Annotated in this window: 10 protein-coding genes; 2 read left to right on the top strand and 8 right to left on the bottom strand. The window is 52.6% G+C overall.

Features of this window, described 5'->3' with window-relative positions:
* The 5 genes from creD to V2I46_12000 form a co-directional block, all read right to left on the bottom strand.
* Window positions 1–1,066, bottom strand: a 1,066-nt coding sequence (creD, locus tag V2I46_12020) for a cell envelope integrity protein CreD (GenBank protein MEE4178225.1), incomplete at its 3' end; no start/stop codon positions are given.
* 61 nt (window positions 1,067–1,127) lie between these two features.
* A complete protein-coding gene (locus V2I46_12015) occupies window positions 1,128–1,427 on the bottom strand; it encodes a transcriptional regulator (GenBank protein MEE4178224.1) in 300 nt (99 codons plus the stop codon).
* On the bottom strand, window positions 1,399–2,067 hold the full coding sequence (locus V2I46_12010) for a hypothetical protein (protein MEE4178223.1): 669 nt from the start codon (window positions 2,065–2,067) through the stop codon (window positions 1,399–1,401). Before V2I46_12010 ends, V2I46_12015 begins: the two co-directional genes overlap by 29 nt.
* A gap of 217 nt (window positions 2,068–2,284) precedes the next feature.
* A complete protein-coding gene (locus tag V2I46_12005) occupies window positions 2,285–2,968 on the bottom strand; it encodes a hypothetical protein (GenBank protein ID MEE4178222.1) in 684 nt (227 codons plus the stop codon).
* Window positions 2,952–3,956, bottom strand: coding sequence for a radical SAM protein (locus V2I46_12000; protein MEE4178221.1), 1,005 nt, complete (start codon window positions 3,954–3,956; stop codon window positions 2,952–2,954). The genes V2I46_12005 and V2I46_12000 overlap by 17 nt, the downstream gene beginning before the upstream one ends.
* A gap of 168 nt (window positions 3,957–4,124) precedes the next feature.
* On the opposite strand from V2I46_12000, the gene V2I46_11995 reads away from it, so the two are divergent.
* Window positions 4,125–4,700 (top strand): pentapeptide repeat-containing protein, encoded by a 576-nt coding sequence (locus V2I46_11995; protein ID MEE4178220.1) that lies wholly within the window; start codon window positions 4,125–4,127, stop codon window positions 4,698–4,700.
* A 99-nt stretch (window positions 4,701–4,799) separates the two neighbouring features.
* Here the strand turns inward: V2I46_11995 and pepT are convergent, their stop codons facing one another.
* The 3 genes from pepT to pgeF form a co-directional block, all read right to left on the bottom strand.
* Window positions 4,800–6,032 carry a peptidase T gene (gene pepT, locus V2I46_11990; protein ID MEE4178219.1) on the bottom strand — a complete coding sequence of 411 codons (1,233 nt, stop codon included), beginning with the start codon at window positions 6,030–6,032 and terminating at the stop codon, window positions 4,800–4,802.
* Between the two features lie 85 nt (window positions 6,033–6,117).
* Entirely contained in the window at window positions 6,118–8,082 is a 1,965-nt protein-coding gene (locus V2I46_11985) for an oligopeptide transporter, OPT family (GenBank protein ID MEE4178218.1), read from the bottom strand.
* Window positions 8,083–9,040: 958 nt separating this feature from the next.
* On the bottom strand, window positions 9,041–9,859 hold the full coding sequence (pgeF, locus tag V2I46_11980) for a peptidoglycan editing factor PgeF (GenBank protein MEE4178217.1): 819 nt from the start codon (window positions 9,857–9,859) through the stop codon (window positions 9,041–9,043).
* 119 nt (window positions 9,860–9,978) lie between these two features.
* On the opposite strand from pgeF, the gene V2I46_11975 reads away from it, so the two are divergent.
* Window positions 9,979–11,514 (top strand): hypothetical protein (locus V2I46_11975; protein ID MEE4178216.1); only part of this gene is annotated, 1,536 nt, incomplete at its 3' end.

Raw genomic sequence — 11,514 nt, 5'->3', positions numbered from 1 at the left:
AGCCCAGGTGCTCGGAAAGGGAAAGCAGCAACAGGTAAAACAGGCTCAGGCCAAATCCTACCAGGATGTATTGTATGGGGTGCACCCTTAACATGCGCAGGATCTCAATGAAAAAGAACACAACGAAGGTCAGTCCAATGAACAGGATGGCATATTTCGTTGACCGTTCGGTGACCTGATAGGTCTCAACGGGGGTCACCAGGTTTACGCCAAAGGCAGAACCCCCGAAGTTGACGTCACGGTTGGTCCAGTGCTGAGGGTAGTTGCGGTTCAGTTCCAAAACCCGCCAGTTGGCCTTGAACCCTTTTTTGCTGATTTCCCTTTGCGTCGGGAGAAAGGCGCCGTCAAAACCGGGGTCGGTCCACGATGAGCTTATCTCGACAGTGGTTTCCCTTCCCAAAGGGATAAAACTAAGGTTTTTCGAGCCGTTTAAAGAAAGCTCGATGACGAAGGGGTAGGATGTGGCTGGGGGTGCTCCGTCCAGTGGATCGGCTATGGTGACGCCCGTCGGAATCATTCCGCTGATCCGGGTGCCCGGTTCACACGCCCTGGGCTGGCCGTTCCATGAGAAATCAATGGCCTGGCTGATGCCCCTGAGATCTGTGATCCCCAGCGTCAGAAAGGCTTCTTCCCAGTGGATCTCTGCATTGGGCTCATTGATGTTCAGCTCTGGGGTCTCAAAGAAACCCTCCAGCCTGACCTTGCTCGTATAAACAGGAACCTCAAAAATGCCGCGGTATCGGATCTCGGGCACCAGCTCCCCCCAAATGTCGAGTACTTCTGGTAAATAATGGGCATAGTTGCGACTGAGGTTGATCCGCTCGCCTTCCTTGTTCAGCTCGTAAGTGTCGTAGGGAATGCTAAGCACAGGGCCGTTGATTTGCTGGGCTTCTCCCCATTTGGAGGCGATCTCTGTGGCGGCTTCTTCCTGGCGCGACTGCCGCTCGGTCACCATCTCACTAACCATCACCACGGGAATCATCAGTAAGACTGCCAGGATTCCTATGGTAAAAACCTTCAGCATGGCTGCATTCTTTTCAATAAAGGACATTTGTTTTTCAGTCATGGGTAAAATAAAATTAAATTAAAAAAGTACTTTGAAATACAAAGTAAAAAGGTAAAAAAAATTAAGGGTTGGGATTAATCAGTTTTTCCAAAGCTTTGAGGTGTTCTTCAAAGGCTGTGCGCCCCTCCAGGGTTGCCCGGTAGCTGGTGTTGGGCTTGCGGCCCAGGAATTGCTTTTTCACTTCGATATAGCGGACCCCCTCCAGCGCCTTGATGTGGCTGGCCAGGTTTCCATCGGTGATATCCAGGGCTTCTTTCAGTGTGCTGAAATCCATCCAGTCATTGACCAACAACACCGACATCACCCCCAGGCGCACCCGGCTTTCGAAGTGCTTATTGAGGTTGTTTATCAGATCCTTCATACTTAAAGTACATCGTTAATCCGTAGCCTATGTGCAATAAACCGAAACCAATGGCCCAGACGATCAGCCCATAACCCACCCAGATGGAAGCCACAAGTCCCAGGGCGATCTCCAGCAGGCCCAGATAACGGATGTCGCGCAGGGTGTATTTACTGGCATTTACCAGGGCCAGTCCGTAAAAGATCAGTGTAGCCGGGGCCACCAGGTAAAACAGGCCATGATAGAGCAGCGCCAGGCAAAACAGTCCCCCGGCAGCCAGCGGGATAAACAAATTGATGAGCATCCGCCGGGCCGTGGCATTCCAGCGGGGCAATCCTTTCCGGCGCGCGTTGCGGTTGGTGAAATACACCACGAACCCAAGGGCCAAAAACAGAACGATGGCACCAGTCAGAAGGGTAAACACATAAAAATTACGTAGCGCTTCCCCTGTCAGCAGGTCTTCTTGCAGAAATACCCCGCCATGGTAATATCGCCCGAAGAAGAAGTCGTATTGATAAAGATACACCGCCAGGGCGCCAAGTAGTGCCACGATACCGGCAAAAACCCCCGATAGCCCGCTGAGGGAAAGAAATTGCGACGAACGCTCCATGATCGACCTGATCTCCTTCAGGTTCTCAACGTGTTCATTTTGAGAGGCCATAATTCTTTGAGTAAAGTACTTTGTGATGCAAAGTTAAAGCTTTTTTTATTGGCTGAACATTTCTTTGGATTTTTTTTCTTGAGATCTTTTTCACTTTCCTGCAAAAGCCCGTCAAATGCTCAGAATAGGCAATTGATTTTTTGAATAACACCTTAGGAACCCGCCAAAATTAATAATTCTGCCAGCTTTTTTTTGGTAGCAAAGCCAACAAAGCAGGCTAAAGAAAAAGTATGCTTCCCCCATCCCAAAGGGGGCCATCGTAGAGTTCGATTATGGTAATGCCTCTTTGCACGAGGGCTTGCTGAAGCAATTCCCCTTCCGGGAAATGCCTGAGGCTTCCTGCCAGAAAAAGCTGCTGCCCCCACACCCCGGTGCAACCCCCGAAAAAGCCGTGTGGCTGTCCGGGCAGGATAATGGGGGAGGGATCCACGTAAAAGGTCTCCCTGCAGTTTTGCTTCAGTTCCTTTTCTATGCCACGGTCGCTGGTGATGTATAGCCTACCGGCTTCCACCAGGCTGCAGCGGGCATATCCCTGCCTGACAGCAATCTTTTCCAGTCCTTGTGTTTGCGCCAGAATCACTTCATCTGTGAGATCAAAGAGGTGCAGCAGGCAATCCTTCCCTGAAAAGGCATTGTAGCGTGCCGTGGCGGGGTAGGCCTTGCCAAGGGGTTCTTTTCCAAAAAAGAGGGATGTACCCTTGTTTTCCAAAGCCTCCAGTATGTTTTTTGGCGTATTGGGAGCCGCTACCACGCCCCCGGGCACCTGGCAAAGGAAAATGTCGGGATGGCCCGAGATGGCCTCATAAACCACTCCCTGGCTGGCGAATGGCACCACCTGCCCATACCTTCCCAGGTTTTTCAGGACCCTTTCGGGAAGGCGGGCGTCAGCAAGGATCAGCATGATATTCCCTCCCTTTAAGTGCCAGATCGGCTTTAAAATCTACTTTTTTGAAAACCTTTTCCAGCCACTTCCTGTTCGATCCCTGGTGCCCAATGGCTGCATTGAGGGCTTTGGGCGAAACCCGGATGCACACCGACCTGCCCTGCCATTTAGAATAGGCCTCCCTGAGTAAATCCTTCCAGATGGCGGTTTCCACCAGTTCCTTCAGGGCAGGGTGGAAAGGGCCTGCCAGCAGGTCGTTGCCATTGATCAGCCCTTCTGAGGGGTGTAAACCCAGCCGCAGGATCTTCACGCCCTCCTGTTCGAACAAAAGAACCAGGAGTTTGCAGCGTTCCAAGGTTTCCTCCAGGGTAAGGGGCTTATACGATCCTTCGCGGTATAGCTCCGCCAGCCGGGTGCCTTCTATTACAAGGGTGGGATAAATACGGGTTTCCGCGGCCCCCAATTCCACGACACGCCTTGCTGTGTAAAGGGTTTTCTCCAGTTTATCGCCCGGCAAACCGGTCATCATCTGAAGCCCCAGCCGGAAGCCATTGGCCAGGATCAGGCTGGCAGCTTCCTCCACCTGCCTGGCGGTATGACCGCGACCTGAAAGCCTTAAGACCTCCTCATCCATCGACTGCGCCCCAAGCTCGATGCTGCTCACCCCATAGCGGCGCAAAAGTTGCAGGTTCTCCTCCGTGATGTAATCGGGACGGGTGGAAAGGCGGATGCCCTGTACTTTCCCATTTCTAATCCAGGGCGCTGCCGCGGCAAGGTAGGCTTCCTGTTCTGCCAGGGGTAGCCCGGTGAAGTTCCCCCCAAAAAAGGCAACCTCCACCTCCTTCTCCCCATCAGCGAAGGTGGCCAGATAAGCCCCGACCTGGGCGCTTAGCTCTCCGGGACGGGGAACTTTTACGGTGCCCGATATCCTGTGCTGGTCGCAGAAAATGCACTGATGCGGGCAGCCCAGCTCTGGGATGAAAAACGGGATATTGTAGTGTCGCATAAAGAGCCGCTTTCTGCAAAGTTAAAAGCATAAAACGACAAATTGATTTTTTTTATCGGTGTAAATCCCTTTCGCCAATCCGGAAAATTCTTTATTCTTATGGTCCTATTTTTTATTTATATCAATAAAAATGATAACTTTGTTTTATAAATAGTAAAATTCGCAGCTATGAACAACCAGCGTCAAAGGGTGTTGTCCGACCGTGATCTGTGGACCCTGATCGCCCAGAGTTCCTATGGCGATTCTTACCGGCCGCTGAATTTCCGCGGGGCCATTTTGCAGGGAGCAAACCTGGCGGGTGCAGATCTGAGTGGGGCCTCTTTTGCCGGGGCCGACCTTTCGGGTGCTAACCTGGAAGGCGCCAATCTGAGCGGGGCTTTCCTGGCCGAAGCAAAACTTCAGGCCGTAAACCTCAAGGGTACTAACCTTTCGGGAACAGTCCTATCTCGTGCAGTTCTGACCGAAAGCAACCTTTGTGAAGCCGACTTTACTGACGCTGTCCTCGACGGGGCCGACCTTTCTTATTCTGATATCATCAATGCCGACTTCACCCTGGCCGACCTGTCAATGAGCCTGATCCGTTCTTCCAACCTCACCCGTGCAAACCTTTTCAAAGCCAACCTTTCGGGTGCCGACCTATCGGGCTCTGACCTGCTCGAAGCCAATTTCGGTAAGGCTTATATGAACGAAACGGTGATGGACCAGGTCCTCAACCTTGAAAGAACCATTGGGTATAAGGGTTAAGAAAGGCATCTTCCAGGGGCTTTTGCCCTGCCACACCTTATTAGCGCTACATAATAAAAAAAGCGGCACCAGGCCGCTTTCTCTTTGTCAGACAGGTCGTTACGCCTTTTCGTAATACAGGTTGATGATCTTCAGCATTACGCTGGTGGCTTTCTCCATACTTTCCAGGGGTATGTACTCATACTTGCCGTGGAAGTTTAGCCCCCCGGCAAAGAGGTTGGGGCAGGGCAGGCCCATATACGAAAGCCGGGCCCCGTCAGTACCGCCGCGAATGGGCTTGATCTTGGGTTTTATCCCAAGGTCCTTCATGGCCTGTTCGGCGATCTCCACGATCTGGTAAACGGGTTCCACCTTCTCGCGCATATTATAGTACTGGTCCTTCACCTCCAGAATAAAGGTGCCTTCGCCATACTTCTTGTTCATAAAGTCGGCCACCTCCTGGATCTGTTCCTTGCGGCGCTCGAACTTCTTGCGGTCGTGGTCGCGGATGATGTACTGGAAGCTGGCCTCTTCAACGGTGCCTTCAAACTTGATCAGGTGGAAGAACCCCTCGTAATGCTCGGTGAACTCTGGACGTTCGAACACCGGCAGCATGTCGTTAAACTCGGCCCCGATGATGATGGCATTCACCATTTTGTTCTTGGCATAGCCGGGATGCACGTTGCGTCCCTGCACCTTTATCTTGGCCGAGGCGGCGTTGAAGTTCTCAAACTCCAGCTCGCCTACCTCAGACCCATCAAGGGTATAGGCATATTTGGCCCCGAACTTTTCCACGTTGAAATGATCCACGCCCTTCCCGATTTCCTCATCGGGCGTGAAGCCCACCTTGATGGTGCCGTGCTTCATATCGGGATTTTTCACGAGGTATTCGATGGCGGTCATGATTTCTGCGATGCCCGCCTTGTCATCGGCGCCAAGTAAAGTCGTGCCATCGGTGGTGATGATGGTCTGTCCTTTATATTTCGCCAGCTCGGGGAAGTCCCCAACCTTCAGCCACATATCCTTCTCCTTGTTGAGCAGGATGTCCTTGCCGTCATAATGCTTGATGATTTGGGGCTTGATGTCGTGGCCGTCCATATCGGGAGCAGTATCCACGTGGGCCACAAAGCCGATCACAGGGATGTCCTTGTCGGTATTGGCGGGCAGGGTGGCCATCACATAGCAGTTCTCGTCCACGTGGGCATCCTCCAGCCCCAGTTCCTTCAGTTCCTTAACCAGAAGGTTAGCCAGGTCAAACTGCTTTTTCGTACTGGGGAAGGTGGTCGATTCGGGATCGCTCTTAGTGTCAATGCTGATGTAGCGCAGAAACCGTTCAAGCAATATTTCCTTCATATCTTTTCCTTTCTTTTTTTTAATCTTTATGCAGATATAACAAAAGCCCCCTGTCAAAAGTTGCGCGGCAGGGGGCTTTTTTGGGTTAATCTTCTTTTTTAGCTTTAATGGCATTGCGGTAGAGGTACACACACAACAATGCAAACATCACGATACCAAGCCATTGCGAGCCATTCGAGGCCAGCCATTGTTCGGCTTCCAGGTGCAGGCCGCTGAATTTCAGCAGGGCACTGATCACGCCCATCAGGGCGCCACCGGCAATGAAACCGCTGGCGATCAAGGTACCGCGTTCCTTGCGGGCATTGGCCAGTTTAATATCCGAAGAGCTTGTCGAAACATAGTAGGCGATGATGCCACCCACCAGCAGCGGGGTGTTCAGCTCGAGCGGGATGAACATGCCCAGGGCGAAAGCCAGGGCAGGAACACCCAGCATGGTAAGGATGAGAGAGAGGAAGGCGCCGGCGGCATAAAGCAGCCAGGGGGCCGAGCCACCTGTCATCATCGGCTCGATCACGGCAGCCATGGCATTGGCCTGGGGTGCTACCATCGCGCCTTCGCCCGTGAAACCATAGGTCTGGTTCAGGATGATGATTACGCCACCCACGGTGGCAGCCGAAACAACCGTGCCAAGGAACTTCCAGCTTTCCTGCTTATAGGGCGAAGAGCCCAGCCAGTAACCCACCTTCAGGTCGGTGATGAAACCTCCGGCCATCGAGAGGGCCGTGCAGACCACCCCGCCAATAACCAGCGCGGCGATCATTCCCGAGGTGCCCGAAAGGCCCACGGCGGTCATCACAAGCGAGGTGAGGATAAGCGTCATCAGCGTCATCCCCGAGACGGGGTTGGTGCCCACGATGGCAATGGCATTGGCCGCCACCGTAGTGAAGAGGAAAGCGATGATGAACACGATCAGCAGGCCTACCAGGGCGTGCCCCAGGTTTTGCACCACGCCAAACTGGAAGAAGATGAAGATCAGGACGGCGGTAAAAAGGATGCCACCCATGATGAGACTCATCGGCAGGTCGCGACGCGTGCGGGTATTGTTGTCGGTATTGGCGTGTTTACTCATGGTCTCCTTTACGGCCAGTCCGATAGCGTTCTTGATGATGCCTGATGAGCGAATGATGCCGATCACCCCGGCCATGGCAATGCCGCCGATGCCGATCATCCTGACATAGTCGCGGAAGATGGCCTCGGGCGCCATGGCGGCAATGGTGTTAAGCTCGCCTCCGAACATAGTGGCGGCGTGAGCAATCATCGGGATGATCACAAACCAGCCCACGAAGGAGCCGGCCGTGATAATCACTGCATATTTCAGCCCGATGATGTAGCCAAGCCCTACGATGGCGGCGCCCACATTGATCTTGAACACCAGCTTGGCCTTGTCGGCCAGCTCAACGCCATAAGGCAGCACGCGGGTGGTAAACACCTCGTTCCACCAGCCAAAGGTGGCGATGACAAAATCGTAGATCCCGCCGATCAAACCGGCGAAGAGCAGCACCTTGGCCTGGTCGCCGCCCTTTTCGCCCGACACCAGCACCTCGGTGGTGGCGGTGGCTTCGGGGAAGGGGAACTTGCCGTGCATCTCGGCCACGAAATATTTACGGAAGGGGATCAGGAACAGGATGCCCAGGAAGCCCCCCAGCAGCGAGGACAGGAACACCTGGTAGAAATGGGCCTCCAGGCCAAGAATGTAAAGCGCAGGCAGGGTAAAGATGGCCCCGGCCACGATCACGCCCGAGCTGGCGCCGATGCTCTGGATGATCACGTTCTCGCCCAAAGCATTCTTGCGCTTCGACAGGGCTGAGAGGCCTACAGCGATGATGGCGATGGGAATGGCCGCCTCGAACACCTGTCCGATCTTCAGCCCAAGGTAGGCCGCGGCTGCCGAAAACACGACGGCCATCAGCAAACCCAGCGAAACCGAACGGAAATTCACTTCCGGATAGATCTTGTCGGGCGTCATGATGGGGATATATTCTTCCCCTTCCTTTAGCTCCCGGTAGGCATTCTCGGGTAAGCCCTTGATTTGTTGGTGTTTCACTTCCATACTGCTTGTTTTTAGTTTGGTGAATAAATATGTGTCTTCAGGCAAAAAGTCGGCCGAAAATAGGAAATAATCCGCAAATGGCAAAGGAAAAAGAAGATTGCCCAAAAACAGTGTGAAAGGCAGGGCGCCTGCAAGGAGGAAATCAGGCAAAAGAACCAACAAAAAACAACAAAAGGCAAGTGTGCCATCGAACCAAAAGCCAGTTTGTTGTTTTAACCAATAGGTTAAGATGATTGACTTTTTCGGCAAAACAGGGATCCATGGCCCCTGCAGCCCGCTGCCGGAAACCATTCGATGATGCCTTAAATGGGTTTTGCTTTTGTTGCCAGTTCCTTTCAAGCCCGGACCAGGGTCGTATTTTAACCGTAGTTTAACCGGTGTTTAACCGTTTTAAAACGGTTAAACACCGGTTAAACTACGGTTAAACCCTGACTATGACAAAGCGCTGGAAGGGATTTGACTAAAGAATGAATGAAAAATGAAAAATAAATAATGAAATATTTGAAGAAATGAAGGTGGTGGATAGCCTGGATGCATCCTTAAAAAATCTTTTCCACCCCTTAGGAATGCTGGTTGTGAGAGGAAAGCGGAAGGTATGCTTTTTATAGGGAGGCTTTGTGTTTTTTGGGTCTTCTTTGAAATCTTTGTGAAACAGATGTTGCACAAAGGGCCATAAAAAAGATAAAAAAGACACGAAGAAAAAGTTTTTTTCCTGAGGAAATTAGCGGGGTTAAGTAATTAATCCCTGTCCCCAAAGGCAGATGGGCCTGATCTTTATTCAATGGGATCCAACAATAAAATACCTTTTGATTCCAGAACAAGCCCGCCTGCTTTTGCGGGCAGTGAACAAGGAATGATGATTTAAGAAGTTCCTTGAACCTTAAACCATGAATCCGCTGGTTAACGGACATGGCCCTGGAACCCTAAACTCCAAACTCCGAACTCCCGGTCCCCAAACCTATCTCTTGCATAGCATGATCCCCGCGGCATATCTTCCGCTGACTCCCTGCCCGTTGCGGTTGGAGAAGAAGGTTTCGGGATGGCACTGGTTGCAGGTGCCTGAGGTTTCAATGTTTTTTTCGCGCAGGCCGGCCTCGCTGAGTTGTATATGGACGGCATTCCACTGGTCGAAAATGAATTTCCCGGGGTTTTTGCCGGGACTGATGATGCCGTTGGTGGTGCCCAGGGCGGTGAGGGTTTCGCGCCGGACATCGTCTTCCACCTCGTAGCAGCAGGGCCCGTTGGAGGGGCCTATGCCTGCCACGATGTTTTCGGCCCGGCAGCCATAGTGCTGGATCATTTTTTCGACAGCCCGGGGGACGATGCGCCTCAGGATGCCGCGCCAGCCGGCGTGGACGGCGGCGATGACGTGCTCCACCGGGTCGTACATCAGCACGGGCACACAGTCGGCCACCTGCACACAGAGGCAGATACGCGCCACATTGGTAACCATGCCATCGGTATTTTCGAGGGCAGTGCGAATCTCGGTGGCGCCTTTTCCGCGGCTGGCGGCATCTACCACGGCTACATTGCCACTGTGGGTTTGCTTGGCAAAGGTGAACCAGAACAGGTCGATGCCTGTGGCAGAAGAAAGTTTCTGGCGATTCTGCAACACCTTGAAGCTGCTGTCGCCCACGTGAAAGCCCAGGTTGAGCCTTGAAAAAGGACCTTCGCTGTATCCGCCTGCCCGCGAGCTGACGAAGTGCCTGATCTCGCTAAAGCCTGAAAGGTTCTGAAAATGATACAGTTCTGTCCCTTGTCGTTCGGTCTTGTCCATTGCCTGCTGGGTTATGAGTTCCAAATATAAGAAAAGGAATGCTACTCTTCGTGATAAATGGTTATTTTTGATCTGGCTGAGATTTTCCCGCAAAGGGAACTTAAAACACTGAGTCTTTTATGAAGAAGATATTTTTAATCACCCTGTGCCTGTTGTTCATTGGCTCGCTTACGGCCCAGAGTATTTTCCTCCCTTCGGGCAGCAGTACCCACGATTTCCTGGAGCGCCTGGAGCTGAAAGGCGGGAAGCACGCCAGTCAGTTTCACTCCTCACTGAAGCCGCTGGAAAGGCGTGCAGCGGTCGGGTTTATGGAGGAGGCCGACACCACCCAGGAAAAACTGACGAATATTGACCGGCATATGCTTTACCAGTTTCTTCAGGCGAATCCTGAATGGTCAGCGCAGCCTTCCGATTCCTCGCGCATGCCGGTGCTGAAGCATTTCTATGCCTTTCCGCAGGATTTCTTCCGCTATCACGATAAGGACTTCTTTCTCTCAGTAAACCCGGTGCTGGAGCTGGCTTTCGATAAAGAGCAAGGCGTGGAGAACCTTCATTACTTGAACACCCGCGGCATTGAAGTCCGGGGGATGATCAACCAGAAGGTGGGCTTTTATACCTTCCTTGCCGAGAACCAGGCGCGTTTCCCTGATTTCGTGCGCCGGCAGATGCAGTGGCACCGGGGCGCCGTGCCCGGGGAAGGCTGGACCAAGGGCTTTGGCGAGGGGGGCGTGGACTTCTTTACCGCCAGGGGCTATATCGCCTTCCAGGCCACCGAAAACATAGGCTTCCAGTTCGGGCAGGACCGCAACTTCAGCGGCCACGGCATCCGCTCATTGCTGTTGTCAGATTATGCCAATAACTATCTTTTCCTGAAAATCAACACGCGGTATAAGTGGTTTCATTACCAGAACCTGTATGCCAACCTGGTGGATTATCCGATCCGCTCGCTGGGAGGAAATGCCTATGATCCCAAATATGCCATTACCCACCAGCTTTCCTTTCAGATCACCAAAAACTTCCAGTTGGGCTTTTTTGAAAATGTAATGGTTGGGGGCTCCGACAGCCTGAATAAAAGAGGAATGGACTGGCATTATTTTAACCCGGTGATCTTTTACCGCGCCATTGAGCACCATGTGGGCGACCCTGACAAGGTGACCGTGGGCATGAACTGGGAATACCTTATTACCCGCGGGCTGGGGGTTTACGGGCAGGTGCTGGTCAACGAGTTTTACCTGGATGATATTCGCAGGGATGTGGACTCCATGCTGGTGCGCATTGGCTTGAGGAAGGACAGAAAATTCACCGATTTTGCCTCCCACCGCAATAAGTTTGGGCTGCAGGTAGGGGTGAAGACGGCCGATATCTTTGGCATCAAGGACCTGGACCTGCAGGGGGAGGTGAACCTGATCAGGCCCTTTGTTTATCAGCACTATGACACGTATGGGTCGGGACTGCGTCCTGCCTCTAGTTACTCACATTACAGCCAACCCCTGGCTCACCCCGTGGGCGCTAACCTGGCCGAGTGGGCTTTTATGGGGCGCTACAGGCCAATGAAAAACCTGGAGCTCAGCACCGCTTTGTTTGCCTATACCCAGGGCAGGGATTTGGACGGAGTCAATTATGGCAGCAATATTTTGCTCGATTACCGCAATCGT

Source organism: Bacteroides sp. (genome assembly GCA_036351255.1).
Lineage (GTDB): Bacteria > Bacteroidota > Bacteroidia > Bacteroidales > UBA7960 > UBA7960.
The sequence above is the reverse complement of the archived record's forward strand: the minus strand, read 5'-3'. Positions and strand labels throughout refer to the sequence as shown.

Bases quoted from the DNA above. Each gene is read 5' to 3' on its own strand.
- V2I46_12000 (MEE4178221.1), bottom strand. From the start codon at position 3,956: ATGCGACACTACAATATCCCGTTTTTCATCCCAGAGCTGGGCTGCCCG.
- pepT (MEE4178219.1), bottom strand. From the start codon at position 6,032: ATGAAGGAAATATTGCTTGAACGGTTTCTGCGCTACATCAGCATTGAC.
- V2I46_12005 (MEE4178222.1), bottom strand. From the start codon at position 2,968: ATGCTGATCCTTGCTGACGCCCGCCTTCCCGAAAGGGTCCTGAAAAAC.
- pgeF (MEE4178217.1), bottom strand. From the start codon at position 9,859: ATGGACAAGACCGAACGACAAGGGACAGAACTGTATCATTTTCAGAAC.
- V2I46_12010 (MEE4178223.1), bottom strand. From the start codon at position 2,067: ATGGCCTCTCAAAATGAACACGTTGAGAACCTGAAGGAGATCAGGTCG.
- V2I46_12015 (MEE4178224.1), bottom strand. From the start codon at position 1,427: ATGAAGGATCTGATAAACAACCTCAATAAGCACTTCGAAAGCCGGGTG.
- V2I46_11985 (MEE4178218.1), bottom strand. From the start codon at position 8,082: ATGGAAGTGAAACACCAACAAATCAAGGGCTTACCCGAGAATGCCTAC.
- V2I46_11995 (MEE4178220.1), top strand. From the start codon at position 4,125: ATGAACAACCAGCGTCAAAGGGTGTTGTCCGACCGTGATCTGTGGACC.